Annotated in this window: 19 protein-coding genes; 9 read left to right on the top strand and 10 right to left on the bottom strand. The window is 39.8% G+C overall.

Features of this window, described 5'->3' with window-relative positions:
• Positions 1–96 precede the first annotated feature (96 nt).
• Positions 97–1380 (bottom strand): sodium:proton antiporter, encoded by a 1284-nt coding sequence (locus tag MSC25_RS12225; protein ID WP_004586375.1) that lies wholly within the window; start codon positions 1378–1380, stop codon positions 97–99.
• Positions 1381–1775: 395 nt separating this feature from the next.
• Between MSC25_RS12225 and MSC25_RS12230 the strand changes: the two genes are divergently transcribed.
• The 3 genes from MSC25_RS12230 to MSC25_RS12240 all read left to right on the top strand — a co-directional run bounded on the left by MSC25_RS12230 (position 1776) and on the right by MSC25_RS12240 (position 4804).
• Positions 1776–3692 carry an ATP-dependent DNA helicase gene (locus MSC25_RS12230; protein ID WP_248443564.1) on the top strand — a complete coding sequence of 639 codons (1917 nt, stop codon included), beginning with the start codon at positions 1776–1778 and terminating at the stop codon, positions 3690–3692.
• A 9-nt stretch (positions 3693–3701) separates the two neighbouring features.
• Positions 3702–4406, top strand: coding sequence for a tRNA (adenosine(37)-N6)-threonylcarbamoyltransferase complex dimerization subunit type 1 TsaB (gene tsaB / locus MSC25_RS12235; RefSeq protein ID WP_248443565.1), 705 nt, complete (start codon positions 3702–3704; stop codon positions 4404–4406).
• A gap of 68 nt (positions 4407–4474) precedes the next feature.
• The gene (locus MSC25_RS12240) at positions 4475–4804 is read left to right on the top strand and encodes a hypothetical protein (RefSeq protein ID WP_054981945.1); all 330 of its coding nucleotides are present in this window, start codon (positions 4475–4477) and stop codon (positions 4802–4804) included.
• Positions 4805–4867: 63 nt separating this feature from the next.
• On the opposite strand, the gene MSC25_RS12245 is transcribed toward MSC25_RS12240, so the two are convergent.
• Entirely contained in the window at positions 4868–6157 is a 1290-nt protein-coding gene (locus MSC25_RS12245; protein ID WP_248443566.1) for an alkaline phosphatase, read from the bottom strand.
• 580 nt (positions 6158–6737) lie between these two features.
• On the opposite strand from MSC25_RS12245, the gene MSC25_RS12250 reads away from it, so the two are divergent.
• The 3 genes from MSC25_RS12250 (at position 6738) to rnd (ending at position 10539) form a co-directional block, all read left to right on the top strand.
• Positions 6738–7589, top strand: coding sequence for an alpha/beta hydrolase (locus MSC25_RS12250; RefSeq protein WP_248443567.1), 852 nt, complete (start codon positions 6738–6740; stop codon positions 7587–7589).
• A 115-nt stretch (positions 7590–7704) separates the two neighbouring features.
• Complete coding sequence (gene fadD, locus MSC25_RS12255) at positions 7705–9357, top strand: long-chain-fatty-acid--CoA ligase FadD (protein WP_248443569.1); 1653 nt, start codon at positions 7705–7707, stop codon at positions 9355–9357.
• 51 nt (positions 9358–9408) lie between these two features.
• Positions 9409–10539, top strand: coding sequence for a ribonuclease D (rnd, locus tag MSC25_RS12260; protein WP_248443570.1), 1131 nt, complete (start codon positions 9409–9411; stop codon positions 10537–10539).
• A gap of 190 nt (positions 10540–10729) precedes the next feature.
• On the opposite strand, the gene MSC25_RS12265 is transcribed toward rnd, so the two are convergent.
• Together MSC25_RS12265 and MSC25_RS12270 are read right to left on the bottom strand one after the other, a co-directional pair.
• Positions 10730–12415 carry a pseudouridine synthase gene (locus MSC25_RS12265; protein ID WP_248443571.1) on the bottom strand — a complete coding sequence of 562 codons (1686 nt, stop codon included), beginning with the start codon at positions 12413–12415 and terminating at the stop codon, positions 10730–10732.
• A gap of 70 nt (positions 12416–12485) precedes the next feature.
• Positions 12486–13382, bottom strand: a complete 897-nt coding sequence (locus MSC25_RS12270) for a LysR family transcriptional regulator (protein ID WP_039972141.1) — start codon at positions 13380–13382, stop codon at positions 12486–12488.
• A gap of 134 nt (positions 13383–13516) precedes the next feature.
• On the opposite strand from MSC25_RS12270, the gene MSC25_RS12275 reads away from it, so the two are divergent.
• Complete coding sequence (locus MSC25_RS12275) at positions 13517–14239, top strand: outer membrane beta-barrel protein (protein ID WP_248443572.1); 723 nt, start codon at positions 13517–13519, stop codon at positions 14237–14239.
• Positions 14240–14324: 85 nt separating this feature from the next.
• Here MSC25_RS12275 and minE read toward each other — a convergent pair whose 3' ends face one another.
• From minE to minC, 3 genes are read right to left on the bottom strand one after another with little or no spacing between them, the layout of a single operon-like run.
• A complete protein-coding gene (minE, locus tag MSC25_RS12280; RefSeq protein ID WP_004586362.1) occupies positions 14325–14588 on the bottom strand; it encodes a cell division topological specificity factor MinE in 264 nt (87 codons plus the stop codon).
• A gap of 1 nt (position 14589) precedes the next feature.
• A complete protein-coding gene (gene minD / locus MSC25_RS12285) occupies positions 14590–15399 on the bottom strand; it encodes a septum site-determining protein MinD (protein ID WP_024031716.1) in 810 nt (269 codons plus the stop codon).
• A gap of 5 nt (positions 15400–15404) precedes the next feature.
• Entirely contained in the window at positions 15405–16112 is a 708-nt protein-coding gene (gene minC, locus MSC25_RS12290; RefSeq protein WP_004586360.1) for a septum site-determining protein MinC, read from the bottom strand.
• Between the two features lie 155 nt (positions 16113–16267).
• Here minC and MSC25_RS12295 point away from each other — a divergent pair, with 155 nt between their 5' ends.
• Both MSC25_RS12295 and MSC25_RS12300 read left to right on the top strand, forming a co-directional pair.
• Complete coding sequence (locus MSC25_RS12295) at positions 16268–16555, top strand: YcgL domain-containing protein (protein ID WP_004586359.1); 288 nt, start codon at positions 16268–16270, stop codon at positions 16553–16555.
• A complete protein-coding gene (locus MSC25_RS12300) occupies positions 16548–17564 on the top strand; it encodes a lytic murein transglycosylase (RefSeq protein WP_004586358.1) in 1017 nt (338 codons plus the stop codon). Before MSC25_RS12295 ends, MSC25_RS12300 begins: the two co-directional genes overlap by 8 nt.
• Positions 17565–17616: 52 nt before the next feature.
• On the opposite strand, the gene MSC25_RS12305 is transcribed toward MSC25_RS12300, so the two are convergent.
• The 3 genes from MSC25_RS12305 to MSC25_RS12315 form a co-directional block, all read right to left on the bottom strand.
• Positions 17617–18168, bottom strand: a complete 552-nt coding sequence (locus MSC25_RS12305) for a MarR family transcriptional regulator (protein WP_004586357.1) — start codon at positions 18166–18168, stop codon at positions 17617–17619.
• A gap of 154 nt (positions 18169–18322) precedes the next feature.
• On the bottom strand, positions 18323–20740 hold the full coding sequence (locus tag MSC25_RS12310) for a TonB-dependent receptor (protein ID WP_248443573.1): 2418 nt from the start codon (positions 20738–20740) through the stop codon (positions 18323–18325).
• A gap of 209 nt (positions 20741–20949) precedes the next feature.
• Positions 20950–22221, bottom strand: a complete 1272-nt coding sequence (locus tag MSC25_RS12315) for an amidohydrolase family protein (protein WP_248443574.1) — start codon at positions 22219–22221, stop codon at positions 20950–20952.
• Positions 22222–22348 lie beyond the last annotated feature (127 nt).

Raw genomic sequence — 22348 nt, forward strand, 5'->3', positions numbered from 1 at the left:
TTTTATTACGCTTAAAATAAATAAAACCGTGCTAAAAATAATCCCCCATAAATAACTAACCCGCAGTGAATAGACTGCGGGTTTAATAAAGAAAACTTAGTGACTTTGCTCGGCAGATTTAATACTACTTTGAATGAGAGGAGAGATAGTTAAACCTTGCACAATAATAGAAAATATAACCACAACATAGGTCACAATAACGATTAAATCATGCAGATCACTGCCTGATATAAATACTTGATCCCGAGGAATAGCTGCAGCCATAGCTAATGCTAAACCGCCACGTAAACCACCCCATGTTAAAATTTTAACGCTGTGTTTGTCGTAGTTTTTAAAGCGCTTAAATATTACAAATGGCGCACCAACACTAATAAAACGTGCTAATAAAATAGCAGGGATCATAACAAGGCCTAAGCCAATTTCACCCATTGTTACTGGCATAGTGACAATCAGCATACCAATAATCAAAAACAACAAAGCGTTTAAAAAGCTGTCGGTGGCGTGCCAAAAGTCTTTAATATAGCGCGTGTTTTCAGGCCCTGTGCGCTCGGTTGCTTTTGCGCGAGTAATATTACCTAAAATAATACCACTGGTTACCATGGCAAGCGCACCAGATATTTCCCATACATTGGCAGCGGCAAAACCCGCAGTTGGAATGGTTAAGGTTATTAATAGGCGTATATTTACATCTTTACAGTTAATAATTAAAAAGTGACCCACAAGGGCCATTGCTAAGCCAAACACGATCCCGCCTATGGCATCAACAAAAAACAGCTCTGCAATGTCGGCTGGGTTGGCATCGGTGCCAAAAAATGCAACAGAAAACAGCGTAGTAAAAATTACCAAACCAATACCATCGTTAAATAAAGACTCGCCTTCTACCTGTACCGAAATACCTTCAGGGGCGCGTAATTGTTTAATAATTGCTAGTACAGCAATTGGATCGGTTGGGCTTATTAAGGCGCCAAAAAGTAAACAATAAATAAAAGGGACGGGCCAGCCAAGAGCGGCAAAAATATAAAAACTTAAATAGCCAATTAAAAAAGTAGAGACTACGGTAGAGAACAAAACTAAAGCGGTTATTTCCCATCGTTGTTTACGCAGTGCCAACAGGTTAATTTCTAAAGCACCTGCAAATAACAAAAATCCAAGCATGCCTTTTAAAAGCAATTCATTAAAATTTATACTGGCTACAATTTGCGTCATTTCTAATGCAGTTGTATCGCCTAATAACTTAACTGAAATAATTAATAACAACGATATAACAACCGAGCCCGTTGTTATAGCAATCGTTGTTTGCATTTTAAGAACATACTGGTTTGCATAAGCAATAAAAATTGCGATAGCAGAGAGAAAACAAATGAGATACCAAGCATTCATTGGCTAACCTTAAATTTATTTTAGAGAACAAAAAAGAGCGAATTAAACGAGCCGTATATTACTCCTGTGACTAGGCTGTGTCACAGTATTTATGGGGCTTTTAGCACTTTTTTTATGTCTTTAGGAGACATATAGTTAATGCAAATTTACTGGTGTTATTGCTTGTAATGAAGAGATTAATACAAAGTTGCCTAGGCAACGTAGTGGCTAATTAATGCCGTTAATTGAATAAAGTAAACGCGGCTATTTTGCGGGTGTAATAGTGTAATTTAGTGTAAATATATGTATACAAATTGTGTGGTTGGTTTTTTCTTCATTTTTTAAGACACTCTAATTTCAATTGGCTTGCCCTTATAGCCAGGCTTACGTAAAATCTCGCTATTATTTTTTGTAAAGTGACTGGTATTATCAAACAGCTGTTTAGTGCAACCGGGCCGTTAGCGTTATCTTTAGATGGATACACGCCTCGCCAACCTCAAATTGATATGGCCGTTGCCGTTAACGATGCATTAAAAAATAGCACGCAGTTAGTGGTTGAAGCGGGCACTGGTACAGGTAAAACGTTTGCCTATTTAGCGCCTGCCCTTAAATCTAATGGTAAAACAATTATCTCTACAGGCTCTAAGGCCTTGCAAGAGCAGTTATACCACCGCGATTTACCTCAGCTAGTAAAAGCACTTAATGCCTCTAAAAAAACCGCATTGTTAAAAGGGCGCGCTAATTATCTGTGCACTTATAGGCTAAACCAACATGTAGCCCATGTACCAACAGACGATCCTGATGTAATGCATCAACTTGCTATGGTTGCAAAATTTGCCAGTGAAACACACTCGGGTGATTTAGCTGATTGTATTGGTATTGAAGAAGACGCCAAGGTACTGCCCTATGTTAATTCGACAGCCGATAATTGTTTAGGCAAAGAGTGTCCAGACTTTCAATCATGTTATATACGCAAAGCGCGTTTAAATGCAGCCGAAGCGGATGTAGTGGTTATAAACCATCATTTATTTTTTGCTGATATGGCAGTAAAAGACTCCGGTTTTGCCGAACTTATGCCCACCGCCGACGCTTATATTTTTGACGAAGCACACCAGCTTAGCGAAATTGCCAGTGACTACTTTGGTGAAAGTATTAGCACTAAAAAGCTGGTGGATTTAATTAACGATTTACGCGCTATTTACCGTGCAGAAATTCCCGATATGCTGCAGCTTGGGAAAAGCCTTAATAAGCTAGAAACCAGTGTGGCTGATTTACGTTTACAGTTTGGTGTAGATGGTAGCCGAGGTGATTGGCGCGAAAAGCTCAGTGATAAATTAATTTGCGCAGCGCTGCATCGGGTAATTAGCGATTTAGACTTTGTTTATCAGGTATTAAAACTGTGCCTAGAGCGAAGTGATAAAATAGAGCATCCGTTTGAGCGTACATTAGCGTTTAAAGGTCAGTTAGAGCGTGTTTTTGATACCGCACAAACGGGCTTTAGCTATTGGTACGAAACCACGCGGCGCTATTTAACGGTTAATATTACGCCCCTTAATGTCTCTGCTAAATTTGCTCAAATGATGAAAGACACCGGCGCAGGGTTTGTATTTACCTCAGCCACGTTATCGGTTGATAATAAGCTCGATCACTTTAATGCAAGCTTAGGTATTACTCCTGCGCAAAGTATGATGGTTGATAGCCCCTTTGATTATCCTAATCAGGCGCTTTTATGCTTACCACGATATTTGCCAGAATCGCACGCAGAGAACATGCCTCATGCAATTATAAAATTAACCCTAGAGCTGATTAAATCGGCTAAAGGGCGTTGCTTTGTGCTGTTTACAAGTTACCGAATGATGCATTTGGTGGCTGAGGGGTTAACCACACAAATGGACTACCCAGTTTATATGCAAGGGCAAATGTCTAAGCGTATAATACTGGAAAAATTTACGCGCCATGGTAATGCGGTATTGTTAGGTACTGCCACGTTCTGGGAAGGGGTTGATGTACGTGGTAGCACGCTAAGCTGTGTTATTATCGACAAGTTACCTTTTGCAGCACCGGATGACCCATTACTGCAAGCCAAAATGCAAGATTGCCAAATGCAAGGCATAGACCCGTTTGCTCATATACAGTTACCGCAAGCTGTTATTGCGCTCAAGCAGGGCGTGGGGCGTTTAATACGAGATAACAAAGATAAAGGCGTGCTGGTTATTTGCGACAACCGATTAGTAACGCGCCAATATGGCCAAGTATTTTTAAAAAGCTTACCGCCGATGCGCCGCACGCGAAGCTTAGAAGATGCAAACACATTTTTAAAACACATTAACTAGAGTACTAAAATGATTAAAAGTAATATTCTTGCCCTAGACGCCTCAACCGAAGCGTTATCTATAGTTTTACACTTTGAGGGCCAAACATTTCATCATTTTGAAGAATGCCCACAGCAACATAGTCAAAAAATACTCCCTTTAGTTGATGAGCTTCTTAATAAAGCACAGTGTAAATTAAAAGACTTAGACGTTATTGGCTTTGGCCAAGGGCCAGGTAGCTTTACCGGTGTACGCATTAGTGTTGCTATTGCACAAGGGTTAGCTTATTCGGCCAATTTACCATTAGTGGGCGTATCAACCTTGGCAATTATGGCCCAGCAAGCGTACGAACAAACGCAGGCGCCAGTCGTGTATTCAGCTATAGATGCGCGCATGGGAGAAATTTATTTTGCCCGATGCCAGGTAAATAACGCACGCATGGAGTTAGTAAATGAAGAGTGTGTTATAAAACCAGAGTTATTAAGCAAAGAGCATATAAGCAGTGAAGAGTTACACGCGATTGCCGTTGGCACGGGATTTAAAAGTTACCCTGATGCACTTAAAAACGTTAGCAATATAACCATAAATACAGCCATTACTTTGCCAGATGCTCGCTATATGCTTAGCCATGTAGATACGGCCTTTTTAAAGGGCGAGGTTGTTAAAGCAAGTGATGCGCAACCTAAATATGTGCGCGATACAGTAACATGGAAAAAACTACCGGGTCGCGAATAAGCACAAGAGTTGCAAATTGGGTGTTTTTAAATCATAATTTTTAATATGTTTGTTGTTGGAAGTTATCTATGACTTTGCCAATTGGCGCTGGTTTTTTTACGGGGGATATTCCTGCAAAGGTTACCTCTACAAAAATTATACCCTCTAAACCACAAGGTTTAGCGGATGATAGCGCCAGTCAAAAAACAAACACAGATTATGTAAAAACTAGTAAAGCGGGTGTAGAGCTTGCTAATCAATACTTTAGTCAAAACACTAGTAACGCAAAGTACAGCCAAACTATTTATGACCAACCAAGCCCAACGGTGAGTAAAGCAATTTCAACATATACTGAATTTGCAAATTTAGAGCGTCGCGCCGAAGTACAAGATTTAATAGGCGTCGATATATACGCTTAGCCCCAGTAATAGTAAAAAATAAAAAGCCCGAACACAGGTTCGGGCTTTTTCGTAAGCTTATAGCTACTGTTTAATAAAGCCAATTAGTTTATCGGCAATATCTGTATTATTTTGAGCACCGTTAAAGTGTTCACTGCCTTTACCGTAGGCAAATACTTGTACATCTACAGCGGTGTGTCCGCCTGTTGTCCAACCAGTAAAGCTGGCGTCACTAATAATACTTTTAATGGCTAAATTAAGCGCTGTTTCGCCCATTTTTTTCGCTTGTTCAAGTTTTACTTTATTAGCCGGTGTGTATTCAATACCTGTGTTGGCGCGCCAAATAGGCTCTAGGTCATCAGCAGCGAGTAATTGCTTTGTTAGCTCAACGGCTGTTGCTTTAACACCTTTAATAACTTCTGTATCCCACTTATATTGTCCGTGCGCACCGAGGGTTAACCCACCAGTTGAATGATCTGCAGTAACCACTAATAAAGTATCAGGGTTTTTATCAATATAGGCTTTTGCTTTTTCAATAGACTGTGCAAAGTCATCCATTTCGGCCATGGCACAGGCTACATCGTTAGCATGTCCACACCAATCAATTTGGCTGCCTTCAATCATGACAAAAAAGCCGTCTTTATTTTGGCCGTCGAGTAAATCAAATGCTTTAGCTGTTAGTTGCGTTAAGTGGTTTGAATTAGCATCAAGTGCAAATGGCAGGCCCATTGGGGCGTATAAGCCAAGTGCCGGTACTTGTGTGATCTGACCAAGGTTTTTTATATTATCGCTATATTGATAACCAGCTGCTTTAAATTCATCAACGAGGTTACGGTCTTCTCTAATAAAATACTGCGTACCGCCCCCTAGCATTAAATCAACAGGGAGTTTACCGGCAATTTTGTTATCTATGTATTCATTAGCAATCGCATCGTAATTTCGACGTGATTCGTTATGTGTAGCAAAACTTGCTGGGGTGGCATGGTTAATTTGCGAGGTAGCGACTAATGCTGTTGTCATACCGCGTTCTTTTGCTATTTCTAGCATGGTTTTAACGGGCTTTTTGTCTGTATCGACTGCAATAGCACCATTATAACTTTTGTGGCCGCTACTCAGTGCGGTTGCACCTGCAGCACTGTCGGTAACATAAGTGTGATCGTCAGGGTAAGTACGCGCCATGCCGGTTAAAATAGTATCAAATACGGTAGTTTCAATCTGCTTGGTGGTTGGATCATCTTTAAAATAACGATAAGCGGTTGTATAGGCAGGACCCATTCCGTCACCAATCATATAAATTACATTTTTAGGTGCATCGCTTGCATAAACACTGGTAGATGCACATAAAAGCGCTAATAAGCTAAGTTGGTTTTTCATTTTTATCCCTATGAATGTGCTGTTTAAATAGCACCACAATTGTATATGGTTACGGCGTGTTGAATTTGCAGCATAAATACCAAACATGCGCTGCCCAAAAATTCTTTCTAAGGCGATTAAGTTTTTTGCTAGGTTTTTACTTAGCCCACAAGGTTACAAACCTCGTAACATGATTTAACCGCCCGTAGATTGAACAAGTTTCAATCCACAAAGTTCAATACGCCCTCGTATAATAATGAAATGAAGTAAGAATAAAAAGCAAAGTAGATAAACAGGTTTGGCTAATTGTCACTAAAACAATACAGCCATTTTTTTAGCTTATGTTAATTATAGTGTAATGAATATAGTGGTATACATTACTTACCTGAAGAGTATTTAAGCTCTGTTTGTAATTATTTATTGAATTAATGAAACTTAAAATAGGTTAAGTTATTGAAATTAAATATATAATTAAAGTTCGAAAGTTAACCTTACAAATCAAGTGGTCTTTATAAATATAAAAAATATAAAAACTTTTGGTATTAGAGGTCTGACAACTAGTATGTTATAAATAATGTCGCACGTAAAAAAGAGGTGTCTGTTGCAGCCATTTGAAATAAAAACAAGAAATATAACATTGCGTGGCTTACAAAAAGGCACTGGCGATGAGCTGATTATAGCCTTGCATGGGTGGCTAGATAACAGTAATAGTTTTACACCTATGCTAGATAAAGTTAATCCGCAGCATACTTGGTATTGTGTTGACTTTGCTGGGCATGGGCTATCTGATTGGCGCGCACAGGACGCTCATTATTATTTTGTTGATTATATTGACGATGTGTACCAACTTATAAAGAGCTTAGGGGCAAAAAAGGTACATTTAGTCGGCCATTCAATGGGCGCAATGGTGGCAGGTTTATTTGCAAGTTGTTTTAGTGAGTATGTGTATTCAGTTACCTTTATTGAAGGGATTGGCTGTGTTACAACCCCCAGTGATGAAGTATGTGAGCAATTAAAAGGGGCGATACTGAACAGAGAGCGCGCCTACAATAAAAAAAAGCGCGTTTATAAATCGCAATCAGCGATTATCGAAGCGCGTGCAAATACAACCGATTTAAATAACGAACTGATCACCTTATTGATGAGTCGTAATATTAAGCAAAGTGAACTAGGGTATGAGTTAACAACAGACCCTAAGCTTAAAAATCACTCAGGTTTTAGGTTTGATGAAGCGCAATGTATTGGTGCAATAAAACAATTAATTGCACCAAGCCAATTAATTTTAGGTAACCAAGGTTATTCGTTTGTAAAACAAAATTTGGCCAAGTATATTAGCTATTACAACAACTTGAAGGTAATTAATGTAGATGGCGGGCATCATTGCCATATGCAAAGCAGTGGGTTATGTTTTGAGCATATTCAAGCCTTTATGCTGCAAAATGGTGCATGTTAATTGTAAATTAGCGCCAAATGTGGGATTATTCCTGCATTAGAGTATTTGCTCAATTGTTAAAGTGCCTTACTTAGATTAAGGTTAATAAAAATATAATTATAAACAGGGGCTAAGAGTGGAAAAAATCTGGCTTAAGCGCTACCCAGAAGGTATGCCTGAAACAATCGATCCTGAGCATTACAACTCGTTACTCGAAGTGTTCGAAAAAAGTTTTACCGATTACAAAAATTTACCTGCATTTACGAATATGGGTAAAACATTATCGTATGATGAAATAGATACAGCGACACAACGTGTTGCCTCGTATATTCAAAATGATTTAGGTCTTAAAAAAGGCGACAAAGTTGCCGTAATGATGCCTAACTTGTTACAAACGCCTATCGCTATTTTAGGTATTTTACGTGCAGGTTGTGTGGTGGTTAACGTAAACCCACTTTACACAGTACGAGAGCTTGAGCATCAATTAAAAGACTCTGACGCGTCAGCTATTTTTATATTGGCTAACTTTGCAGACACGCTTGAAAAAGCACTTGCAAAAACTGATGTAAAACACATTGTTGTTACCCAAGTGGGCGACATGGTGGGTGGTATTAAAAAGCATATCGTTAATTTTGTGGTTAAATACATAAAAAAAATGGTACCCAGCTACAACCTGCCAAATACAATTAAGTTTTCAGATGTGTTAGCAGGTGACCCTGCAAAGTATACGCGTCCAGAAATGAGCTTATCTGATCTGGCCTTTTTACAATACACGGGTGGTACAACCGGCGTATCTAAAGGGGCGATGTTAAGTCATGGCAACATGGTTGGTAACCTTGAGCAAGTATCGGGCTGTTTAGATAAAGTATTAGACCGTGGTACTGAAGTTGTTGTTACTGCATTACCGCTTTATCATATATTTGCGTTAACGGCTAACTGCTTAACGTTTATGAAATACGGTGGTTTGAATGTATTAATTACAAACCCACGTGATATGCCAGCATTTGTTAAAGAGCTTAATCAGCATAAATTTACTGCTATTACCGGTGTAAATACCCTGTTTAACGGGTTACTTAATACACCAGGGTTTGCAGAGCTTGATTTTAGTCATTTAAAAATGTCATTAGGTGGCGGTATGGCGGTACAACGTCCTGTAGCTGAAAAATGGCAAAAAGTGACTAATTCTAAATTAATGGAAGGTTACGGTTTAACTGAGTGTGCACCGCTTGTAACTGTAAGCCCGTACGATTTAGAAGCTTATAATGGCTCTATTGGTTTACCTGCTCCTAATACCGAAATTAAGCTAATGCTTGAAAACGGTGAAGAAGCGGCAAAAGGTGAACCCGGTGAGCTATGGGTTAAAGGCCCACAAGTTATGCTAGGTTACTATAACCGCCCAGATGCAACCGCAGAATGTTTGCAAGATGGCTGGTTTGCTACCGGCGATATTGCCACATACGACGATGAAGGTTTCTTCTATATTGTTGACCGCAAAAAAGACATGATCATTGTATCGGGCTTTAATGTGTTCCCAAATGAGATAGAAGAAGTGGTTGCCATGCACGACGGCGTACTAGAAGTCGCGGCTATTGGTATCCCGCACGATGTAAGTGGCGAACAAGTTAAAGTTTTTGTTGTTAAAAAAGACCCTTCTTTAACTGAAAAAGATATAATAAATCACTGTCGTGATAATTTAACTAATTATAAGGTGCCTAAACTCGTTGAGTTTAAGGATGAGTTACCTAAAACAAATGTAGGTAAAATTCTCAGAAGAGCCCTAAAAGATTAGTAAACTATAAAAAAGCCGGCATTAGCCGGCTTTTTTATTGTAGGAGATTAAGTGCAATACCAATTGATCGAAACACAAAATCAACTCAATACCTTTGTTGAGCAAATAAAAAACAAGCCTATTTTAGCCATAGACACAGAGTTTATGCGCCGCCGTACTTTGTACCCTGAAGTTGCACTTATTCAAGTATATGATGGTGAGCATCTCGCCCTTATAGATCCACTTGCGGAACTGTCGTTATTTGAATTTTGGCAAATATTACACGATCCATCAGTACTGAAAGTGTTGCATTCACCCTCAGAAGATATTGAAGTATTTCAAAAATATGCAGGCTTTGTACCTGCTCCATTGTTTGATACACAATTTGCTCTTCAGCTTTTAGGCGAAGGCAACTGTATGGGCTTTGCACTAATGGTAAAAGAGCTATTAGGCATAGAAATAGACAAAAGTGAATCGCGAACTAATTGGCTACAGCGCCCATTAACTAAAAAGCAGCTCGATTATGCAGCCGCTGATACGTTTCATTTACTGCCTTGTTTTGAACTAATAATTGAGCGTATAAATAAAGCTGAGTTATTTGATATTGTAATAAATGAGAGCGAGTTAATTGCAAATAAACGCGCCTTTCAAACCCCAGATGAGCTGCTTTACAAAGATATAAAAAACGCATGGCAACTAAAACCGCACGAGCTCGCGGTATTAAAAGAATTAGCTGTATGGCGTCGTAATAAAGCTATTCGTAAAAATTTAGCGCTTAACTTTGTGCTTAAAGAGCACAACATGACGGAAATTGCTAAACGTGGGCCTTCGAGTTTAAATACGCTGAGACAAATTCCGGGTGTTGAGTCAATGGAAGTAAACCGCTCTGGAGTCGAAATACTAAAGTGTATTGAAAAGGCCAAAGCACTCCCGGTTGATGAGCATCCGCCAGTGCTTAAACGTTTAATTGATTTTCCGGCTTATAAAAAAGTAGCTAAAGATATTAAGCAAAAAATCACTAAAGTGGCAAAAGAGCAGGGTATACCAGAGGATGTAATGGCCTCTAAAAAGCAAATTAATCAGCTTATTAGCTGGAATTGGAAACTCACCGATGAGCAAAAGGTAAATCATATTAAACCTGATTTACTTAATTCTTGGCGCTACAGTTTTGTTAAAGACGCGCTTAAAGAGTGGGATAATTAAACCCACTTTTTAAGCTAACAGGCTATGTTATACCAATTCGCAATAATATTTAATCATTTTTAGGGGCTAAACGTGTCGCTATCTGCGTTAAAAAATTCTCATTTAGAACAACTAAATAGCGATTTTTTTGCCTTGCTATCAACACGTTTTTCCATCCTCAAAATAGATCACTTAATTATGCGAATTGGTATTAAAAATCGGGCGCTACGCTGAACGTTAAACGCTTATGTGTAATTGGGTGATCTAGCGCCAAATACTCGGCATGTAAGTGTAACCTGTTGGCTTTTTTACCGTAATGTGTGTCACCAATAATAGGCATATTCAGCCCTAAGTGATGAGCGCAGTGTACCCTTAATTGGTGAGTGCGGCCCGTTTTAGGGTAGAGCTGTAGGCGTGTAATATTGTCTTTACGTTCAAGCACCTGCCATGTAGTAAGTGCGGGTTTGCCGTTTTTATAACAAACAAGCTGGCGTGGTTTATCGTCAAAATCAAGTCGCAATGGCAGCTCTATCTTGCCACTGTCCTTAGGCACAATACCATCAACCAGCGCAATGTAACGTTTATCAATAGTGCGGGCAATAAATTGCTTTTGTAGTGCTTTGTGGGCTCGTTTATTGAGCGCCACCACTAATAAACCTGATGTAGACATATCTAGTCTGTGCACAATTAACGGGCCTGTAGCGTGTGGAAATTGCGTTTGAATACGTAAATACACAGAATCTTCTATATTGACACCTGGTACAGATAAAAACTCGCTGGGCTTGTTTACAATAACAATATCAGCGTCTTGATAGACTATCGGCAGCGTTTTACCTTCAGCAGGGTTAACGAGTAGCGGGTTATCTTCTATGCTGAGGCCTTTTAACATGTGCGATAAAATAGGTTGGCACTTACTGTAGCAAGAAGGGTAATAGTTTTTATGTTGGCGTATTGCCGATTTAGGTGCGGCCCCCCACCAAAACTCAGCCATAGCCACTGGCTTTAAATTATTAAGGTAAGCGTATTGTAATAGCTTGGGCGCAGCGCAATCTCCCGCACCTGATGGCGGAGTATGCTCTGGCAATGCTGCAAATATGGCATTGAGATCTTTAACTTCATGCTCTGCATTTAAAAACTGGTACTGTGCAAACACTTGCTTTTGTAGGTTTTTAGATAAAACCTTACGTCGTTTTTTTAACTGTTTTATTTCGTCGTGTAGGGCATTAAGTGCCTGCTGTTGCTGAGTTATTTTATCGTGCCAGTGATCTTTTATGCTTTGATAGTGTTTTTTATCTTCTATGCTTTGTTTGGCCAATTCATTCAAGTTTGCTTGTTGCTCAGGCGTTATCGCTTGGCTTTGCTTAATTGCAAGTGCACTGCGCGCCTTTTTACGTGCTTTTCTATTGGCTTGCATTACGCTTTGTTGAGCGTGTAACTGCTGATCAAACGCGGCTTTATCCGCATTTAATGACGCTGTTAATTTATTCAATGTACTTGCATTTTCTAGGGCATGTATTTGCGCATTTATGTCGTTAATTATTTTACTTTCTTTTAAATAACTCACATCTTCCAGTGCCATTGTAGATACATTAGGCACGCATTTTATATCGGTATTTAAATTTTCAAGCTGGCCTGAATACGCCGCTAAAAAGCCAAGTTGTTGTTGCTGGTTTTGTACAACCAGTACACCAAACATTTTGCCATCATTCGTTGCTGTATTACTGCTGTCATTTTCGTTATACGGTAAATGCGTTTCAAGTTGCTGCTGCAATTGTGTTGCGGCTAAAACAGATAACGGATGAGGCTGGTAGTAAAACGGAAACGTAAATTTATCTGGAAGCGCTATAGAATCTACAGAGCAATCAAATAAAGTAAAACAAGAAGCGTGATTTAACATAGCAAAGTAATAGCAGGCATAAAGCAAAGTAATGGGCCCATAATAACATATTCACTTAAGGGGTACTTGCTTAATCCTCTGCGGTTATTAAACCGCGCTTAGCTAAAAAGCGCACTAATAATAGTGTTAGGTTTTCTCTGCGTGCATTATTTGGCCATACCGCATAGTAACCAAGCGGCTTGAGTTGCCAGTTAGGTAAAATGTGAATGAACTCTTCTCGTGCTAATTGTTTTTTTACTAGGTTTTCGGGCAATATGCCAAGGCCCAAGTTTTCAGATACAAAGTGACTTATTGCAAGCGCACTATTTACATTTACGCGCGACTTTTCACAAATACACACCACTTCGCCATTTGGGGATGTAAAATCTACAGTGCTGCCGCGCATACTAAAATGAACCCAATCCCACTGTTTTAAATCGTTTGGGTGCGTAGGGGGTTGATGCTTACTCGCGTACTTACTTGAGGCAACTAAAAAGCGTTTACTCTCTCCAATTTTACGCGCCATGAGTGAGCTGTCTTCTAGCCAGCCAACTCGAATACTTAAATCGAGTCCTTCATCCATTATATTTATTACTTGGTCTGTGTAATTAAGAGACAAGTTCACTTTTGGGTAGGTTTGCACAAATTCTGCTATCGCGGCTGAAATTTCGGAGCTTGCTAAAAAGGCGGGCAGCGATATTTTTAAAGACCCTATAGGCTCATCACCCACAGAGTTAATTTCGTTCAAACCTGCCTCTGCGTGTTTTGTTATGTTTTCTACGTGGGCGTAAAATTTTTCACCTTCAGGGGTAAGCGACAATTTACGGGTTGTTCTATGTAATAAAGTGACGCCTAAAAACTGTTCTAAGTCAGAAACACTATGGCTAACACGTGAAGGTGCTATGCCAAGCTCCTTAGCTGCAATACGAAATGAACCGCCAGCAACCACTTTGGCAAAAATAGCCATGTGTCGTAAATAGTTAATCATTGTTCTGAAAGTCGGAATTGTATTGTGCCGTTATTGTATCTATTCGCTTGTGTATCTAAAAGTTATATTAACCGCGAATTCAACATTAGCCTTACAGCCCAATAATTTGGTTGTTAAAAAAATCAGGAATGACAATGAACACATTACAAAAAACTATAGTTGCCGCAATTGCTTTAGCGTGTACCGCGCCTACTTTAGCTAGTGCAGAGGGGGTTTATGGAACTGCACATGTAGGCTATAGTTCGCAAGCAAATGACTCTCAAGCCATTGGTAACAATATTGCCGTAGATGCCGATTTTCCATCTGAATTTGATGCCGGTGAGGGCAGTGTAGGCAGTATTGGTTTAGGTTATCAGTTCAATCCTCAGTTTAGAGTAGAGGCGCGTATTAGCTATCATAATACTGACTATAGCGATACAAAAGTAGGTGTGGGTGCACGCGAAGGTGAGCAGTATGTATTAAAGGGGGATTTAAAAACCACCACTTATACAATTGAAGGCTTTTACGATTTTGATAACAGCACCGCGTTTACGCCTTATATTAAAGCAGGGTTAGGGGTTGCTGATAACAGCTATTCTGCAAAATTAGGTGGTGCAGGCATTAGCGCCTTTGACGCATTCGATGGAAATGTTGATGGCTATTACGATGCGTATGCTGATGACGATTCAACTGAATTTACATGGAATATTGGTGCAGGGGTTAACTATCAAATAACTAAAACTATGTCGTTATACACTGAGTATCAATACATTGAATTTGGTGACGTGCAAACGGGGCAAGATGCATTTACCGATGGCTTTAAAATTGACAGTGCAGCAAGCCATGAGTTTTTACTTGGTTTACGTGTAAACTTTTAAATTTAAAACACAAAATATTGCACCACATACGTGTAGTAAGTGTGTAAAGCAAAAAGCGGCATTTAAAATGCCGCTTTTAGTTGTGCTACTTTTTTTCTTCGTCAGGTAATGTCACGTTGAGCTCAAGTACCGCTAAATCATCTTCGTTTTGATCAAACTGTACCTGCACTGCATCAGTGTTTACATTCACGTACTTACGGATCACATCTAAAATATCTTGTTTTAATTGTGGTAAGTAATCCGGTGTTCCGCGTTGCGAACGCTCGTGCGCGACAATGATCTGCAATCGCTCTTTTGCTAATGACGCGCTATTTTTCTTTTCTGAGCGGAAGTAGTCAAGTAAAGACACATTAACCTCCAAAAATCCGTTTAAATAAGCCTTTTTTCTCAACATCTAAGAAGCGAAAATCGACTGTTTCACCGAGTAAGCGATTGATTGCATCAGCGTATGCTTGCCCTGCATCTGAATCACCATCAAGTATTACTGGCTGGCCTGAATTAGACGCACTTAATACCGCTTGCGACTCAGGAATAACACCAAGTAAAGGAATCGACAGAATATCTTTAACATCTTCTACCGATAACATTTCACCTTTTTCAACTCGCTCAGGGTTGTAGCGTGTTAATAATAAGTGTTCTTTAATATTTTCTAGGCCTTCTTCAGCACGTTTTGATTTGCTGTGTAAAATACCTAAAATTCTGTCTGAATCTCGAACCGAAGATACTTCAGGGTTTGTTGTTACAATTGCTTCATCAGCAAAGTACATCGCCATCATTGCGCCGGCTTCAATACCTGCAGGTGAATCACACACAATGTAGTCAAAGTCTTCTTTTAGTTCGTTTAAAACGCGCTCTACGCCTTCGCGGGTAAGGGCGTCTTTATCACGTGTTTGTGATGCGGGTAGTAAAAATAATTTTTCAACGCGTTTATCTTTAATAAGCGCTTGATTAAGGTTGGCTTCGCCGTTTATTACGTTTACAAAATCGTATACTACGCGGCGCTCACACCCCATAATTAAATCTAGATTACGTAAGCCAATATCAAAATCGATAATAACTGTTTTATAGCCTTTTAAAGCTAAACCGGTGCCTATTGCAGCACTTGATGTTGTTTTACCAACACCGCCTTTACCAGAGGTAACGACAATTACTTTTGCCATGAGATTTATCCTTTAACCAAAGCTGAAATTTCTAATGATTCGTTTTTTTGTTGTATTTGTACTGCATTGCCCCAGTGCTCACCTTGTAATGAGTCGCTGATCCAGTAATTGCCATCAATTGAAACCAATTCGGCTTCGAGTTTTTGGCAATAAATGCAGGCGTCTTTAATCCCTTTTGCACCTGCAATAGCACGCCCGCGTAAGGTGCCATAAATATGCACATTACCATCGGCTATTACTTCTGCACCATGGCTAACTGCACCAAGTACAATTAAGTCTCTGTCTTTTGCATAAACTTGCTGCCCTGAGCGTACCGTGCCATTAATTACTTGCGCAGGTAGGTACACGTTTTTTTCAACAATAGAGGTATTTGGCGCCTCTTGTTTAACGGGTGCACTTTTAGCATCTTGCGAGTAATTTAGTACAGAAAGGCCAGCGGCTTTAGCTTGCGTGTGTTGCTCATCTGAGCCATTACAAACACCTACAGCATTAAAGCTCATACGCTCAATGAGAGATTTTAAATGTACAAAATCAAGTGAGCTGTTTTTAATTTCTTCTAAATTAACAACAATAGGCGCTCCTTCAAAAAAACGAGGAGCTTGGGCTATTTTTACATACAACTGTTCTGCTAGAAGGGCGATATCAGTGCTATAAAGATGCAATACTGACAACGTGAAAAGGTTCCCTTTTAGCTCAAAAATTTGTTCCGACATACACGCTCAATTGATTTGTCTGATTAGAAATTAATTTTAGATAAACGTAGGCTGAATAAGGCCTTTAATGAAATTTCTAATCTAATTTTTCTAACTTATTATTACTCTCATGTTATAGTGTGCGGCAATGTTAAGCAAGATTAAATAGGGCCATTATGCTCACTGCGGTATATAAAAGTAAGAAAAAAGCGGATACCTTCTTATTTGTTGAAAAAAGAGATGATTTTAGTAAAGTGCCTGAACCTTTACTGGCTATGTTTGGTCAACCTATTTATGTAATGATTATCAATTTAGCAAAGCGTGATCATTTAGGCGGTGCCGACCTTGAAACAGTAAAAGCAGCGTTAGCTGACCCAGACAAGGGTTACTATTTGCAAATTCCACCGCCGGAAGAAAATTTACTTAGCCAATTACGAAAAGAAAACGGAGTTGATAGTGATTAAAAAGTTAGCCGTAATTTTATGCTCAGTGTGTTTAAGTGGCTCTGTAGTTGCTAAAACGCAGGCCGAATTTCAAACTTATTTAAGTGACTTAAAACAAGAGGCCATTGCTAAAGGGTACGATAGCAAGTTAATAGACGATGCATTTGCGACTGCCTCATACAAAGAAAAAGTTGTATCGGCTGATAAAAACCAGCCAGAGGTTAAAGAAACCCTCGAAACCTACTTACCGAAACGTGTACCGCAATGGAAAATTGATCGTGCACGTAAACTCTACGCAGAAAATAAAGATGTACTTGAACAAGTTGCAAAAGAGTTTGGCGTACAAGCACGCTTTATAGTGGCATTATGGGGCCTTGAAAGTAACTTTGGCACAATACAAGGTGGCCATAATGTTATTTCATCGCTTGTGACGCTTGCCTTTGATGGTCGTCGTGAAGCACTTTATAAGCGCCAGCTTTGGGCAGCATTAGATATTTTAAAGTCAGGCCATATTACGCTTGATAAATTTAAAGGCTCTTGGGCTGGAGCAATGGGCCAAACTCAGTTTATGCCTACCTCTTTTAACGCCTACGCTGTTGATTACAATAACGACGGCCGTAAAGATATTTGGACCACAAAAGAGGATGCATTTGCATCTATTGCCAATTATTTAAAACAAGAAGGCTGGAATGACTCACTAACTTGGGGTCGCCAGGTAAAATTACCTGAAAATTTTGACAGTAAATACGTGCTAAAACGTGGCACTAAAACACGTAAGCAATGGTTAGAATATTGGAACGACTCAGAGCGCTCGCTTGCAGACTGGCAGGCTCTGGGTGTGCGTAAAGCTGACGGCTCTGACTTACCTAATGTTGATGTACGCGCTGCACTGGTAATGCCAGATGACATTAATGGGCGTATGTACTTAGCGTACGATAATTACAAAGTGTTTATGCACTGGAACCGCTCATATTACTTTGCCACCAGCGTGGGCTATCTATCAGATAGAATTGGGTATCCAAAAATATAATTTATACGCTGTTGTATAATAAAAAAAGCCGCTATGCGGCTTTTTTATTTGTTTAATCATGTTCTTTTTTAAATATTTTATCTTTTAAATCGATAACCTTGCCAATTCCTGAACCAAGCTTCATTAACTTATTAAGTTGCTCTGGGCTTAAGCGTTGTAATTCTGAAGACCACTTAGTGACCGTTTCGAGTAAGTTGTGGATTTCGCCCATTTGCTTTTGTGCATAGCGCTCTTCTTCGTTGTTTGCTTCGTCTAAAAGGTTATCACGCAGCAAACTTAGGGTAGGGTCTATTTCACGCTTTTTACGCTCTTCAAATACGCGATTAGCCATATCCCAAATTTCACCCGCTGGGGCGTAATATTCTTTACGATCACCAGGGATATGATGCACTTTAATTAATTGCCATGACTGGAGCTCTTTAATTCCCATGCTTACATTGCCACGCGAGATACTTAACGCATCGGCAATCTCATTTGCGGTCATGGGCTCTTTGGTGATGATCAGCAAACCGCACATTTGGCCAATCGTACGATTGAAACCCCAACGGCTGCCCATTTCACCACAGTGCATAACAAAGGCTAAGTTTTTTTCAGATAGACTCATAGCTTTTTAAGTTTCAGTAAATTCAGAAAGTAATGCTAGCACGCTTATAAATTATAGCAACGTTTAGCCTGGTATCTTTTGTAGAGTATTAAATCAAGATTAGGTTTAATTTACTCCTACTTTTTGTAGGAGTAAATTAATTGCTTAGGCAGGGTTAAAGTGTGTAGCTAAAGCTGAGCTTAGCGTTGCGCTCTTCGCCTGGCATACCACCTAAAAACATGGCTTTAGAGTAGTACTTTTTATTAAACAAATTGTTTAAATTAAGCTGCATGTGCCATTTATCAGTGGTGTACGAAACTGCTGCGTCGTACACCGTGTAGCTTGGTACATAGCCATCAGGAATACTAAACGAGCTAGAGTTTGTGCTTCTGTTATCTACAAAAGTAACACCGCCACTTATATTAACAGCTTCAGGTAGGTTAAACATATCGGCATAGTAGGTAACCCACGTACTTGCCGTTACATACGGTACGCCTTTTTGGCGTGTATCGTAACTGCTGCTATTTGGGTTAGATTTATCGCGGGCATCTTGGTATACGCCGTTTACATTTACTTTCCATTGCTCGTTTAAGTGCGCATTTAAATCGAGTTCAACGCCTTTGGTTTGCTCTTCACCATCGTAGTAGCTCTCTACTACATCAGGCCCAGACACACCGGCTTCATACAGTGGGTTTGTGTATTCAAGGTTTGTACGCGCGCTTTCAAATACTACCAGTGATGCTAAAAGCTGATCATCAAATGCTTTAAATCTAAAGCCTAAATCGTTACTGATAGACTCAGAGTCTTCACGGTCGGCCTCTGTACCTGCTACTGAGCCTAATACACTGTAGGCAGTACGGCCTTTCGCGTGGTTTATAAACACGCTAAAGTTTTCAGTAGGTTGATAGGTTGCGCCTAAGTTATAAGTTAAGCCACTGTCTGATGTGTTTGCTTCAGGCGTTGGCTCAGCGCGGCTTGAGCTATAACGCTCATCTACACCATAGTGCTCATATGTTTGCTTAATGCGATTATAAGCAACACCAACTCGAGTTGTAAGCTGCTCAGTAATATACCCTACGTGCTGAATACCTAAGCCCCACGCTTGTACTTTTTTGTTGTAGTCACTGGTTTTTAGCGGGTCGTAGTCATCAAAACTGCCTGTTGGCCAATTTGGCGAGCGCATATCATAAATATATGGCAGCGTGCCTTGATACAGTACATTTCCTTCGCTATCGTAAATAACTTTGTCTGCATCGTAAATAGAATACTGTTTAAAGCGAATGTCTCTGTCTTCGTAGTTTGCATTAACCAGTAATTCGTTATCCACGTCGCCTAACATAAAGTCATAGCGTAAATCTAAGAAATACTGCCATGACTTTTCATCAGCTTCTACTTGGCGGTATTCTTGGCGTCGCGCTGCAAATGGGTAAAGCACACCGTCTTCAACTAACGGGGCGCGCGGGTCGTTATTTATAATGCCATCGCGTGTTGAATACACGTAATTAAACGCGCCAGTTTGACGAGCAAAGCTTGATGTGTAGTTACGGTACTGTAACTGCTGATTTAAAAATAAATCATCTGTAATAAAGTAATTATGGGTTAGCTTAAAGCGAAGCTCTTCACCTTCATTATCATCCGCCATAGGAGAGATAATACCGTTAGTACCAAAATCGTACGGGGTAAGGCCATCGGTTGATGAAAGCGAATCTGCCAATTGTGTTTGTTGAGCCGCAGTTAATTGCACACCATTACCAGATGGGTCATTTACTAAATCTGCGCCAGTTACTTCACCTGCAGTTAAACCATTGGCGGTTTCTGCATTATAAATTCGAATAGGGTGGCCAATAGAATCTACTGCAATTGAGTCTTTAATATAGGCAGCAGAGAGCATGATATCTTGCTTGTCGCTTAGTATGTATTTAAGCGAGGTATAAATTTCGTCGCGGTCTTCTTTTAAATCACGAAAGCCATCGCTTGAGGCCGTTTTAGCCATTACGCGATACGCTAGGTCATCGGTAATCGCATTGGTGCTATCAAAGGCAAGTGAATAACTATCCCATTGGCCAAGTTCGGCAGATATTTTATGTTTTTCTTCAAACTCAGGCTTTTTTTCAATCAGATTAATAACACCACCAGCACTGCCTATACCATATAAACCGGTAGCAGGGCCTTTAAGTACTTCAACCGACTCAACATTAGTGAGTGAACGAGTTGGGTTAAAGGTATTACCTAAGCCTGCACCGCCATACATACCATCGTAAGTGTAATTAGCATCAAGACCACGAATGACTAAATTGTCGCCTATACCGTAGTTATTACCGGCTTGAGTTAAACCACTTACATTACGTACAAGCTCTTGTAGGCTGTCTACACCTTGTGACTCTATAAGTTCACGGTCAATAATAACAACCGGTGCCGGTGTTTCCATTAACGACATGTCTGATTTAGTTGCAAGGCCTGAGCTCATTACAACTTGGTTTTGCTTTTCGTAAACGCTGATGCGCTCAATGTCTTTTTCAGCCGTTGTTGCAGCAACCACTAATGATGCGTTTAAACACGCAAGTGTAACAAGAGAGTATTTGAACTTTTTCATATTGATAATTATTCGCATTCCATAAAGTGTGCGAATAGTAATAGTTATTATTCGTTAAGTGAATAAAAAATTCTAAAAAAGTGAAATTAATTGCGTAGTAGGTGAGTTATTGTTCTAAAAAGTAAATTTAAGGTTAAATTAATGCGGTAAATAAAAAGCATGAAAGTGTAAGCTTTCATGCTTTTGTAAAATAATACATTAATTAATGACTATTTTTTATAAACAACGCCTGCTTTCATAACAAAAGGAATGCGCTCAAGCACAGAGATATTTTTAAGTGGATTACCTTTTACGGCAATAATGTCGGCTGCAAACCCTGATTTTAGCTGACCCAGTTTATTATCCATTTTTAATAGCTTTGCACTGTTAATGGTGGCAGCCTGTATTGCTTGTAGTTCGCTCATGCCAAATTTAACCATACGGCTAAATTGTTTGGCGTTATCGCCATGAGGGTAAATAGCAGCATCGGTACCAAATACCATATTTACACCGGCTTTTACTGCGCGGTTAAAGCTGTCGCGTTGCTTTTTAGACACTTGACGTTCTTTATTGAGGTTTTCTTCATCTACCCCATTTTGCTCACCAAAACTCAGTGTGTATTCTGTATTATAAATGTCCATTGATAACCACGTGCCATGTTTTTTAGCAAGTGCGATGGCTTCATCATCTAAAAAGCTGGCATGTTCAATACTATCTACGCCGGCTTTTATAGCTGTTTTAATACCACTTGTGCCATGTGCGTGAGCGGCTACAGGTAAATCACGCATGTGGGCTTCATCTACAATGGCTTTCATTTCTTCAAATGAATACTGCTGTACACCCACTTTTGTACCTTTAGAAAAAACGCCCCCCGTGGCGCAAAACTTAATGGCATTAGCGCCATACTTTATGTTTTCTCGTACTTTTACTCGTGCAGCCCATGGGCCATCGGCTACCCCTGTTGAAGTGTATTTTAGCTCCGGTGGTAAACGGTTATTATCGCAATGTCCGCCTGTGATCCCAAGCGAAGGGCCAGCTGCCCAAATACGCGGGCCTACAATATCTCCGGCGTTAATACCATCACGCACTGCAATCACGCTATAGCCCTCGGCCCCTACATTTCTGAGGGTTGTAAAACCAGCAAGTAATGTTTTTTTAGCAAAGTGCGCGGCTTTAATGGCCATGCGCGGTACCGACTGACTTAAACGCTCACTTCGAGATACCGTAGGGTCGCTGGTCAAATGTACATGCATATCCATAAGGCCCGGCATTAAAGTGAGCTCGGGTAAATCAATATGCTGATCGTTTTTGCTCATGCTCGGCTTTTTGTTTTGTGTAACGTTAGTGATCACCCCATTATCAATGGTGATCAGCGGCGATTGAACAACCTCGCCTGTGTGTACATCTATCATGGCTTTAGCAGATATATAAGTAAGGGCTTGCGCGTTAAAGCTTCCTAAACACATAACTGCAATGGAGGCGCTGAGTAGCTTTTTTTTCATTGTTTTTTCTTCTGGTGGCGGTTTAATTAATTGAAATGTAACAACCTAATATAAAAGTGTAAATATAATAGGTTAATCGCCACTTATCGTAATTTCTTTATTAACGCAGGTTAAATGCGCATAATCG

Origin of the sequence: Pseudoalteromonas sp. 1CM17D, assembly GCF_023161805.1 — a bacterium.
Classification (GTDB): Bacteria; Pseudomonadota; Gammaproteobacteria; order Enterobacterales; family Alteromonadaceae; genus Pseudoalteromonas; species Pseudoalteromonas atlantica.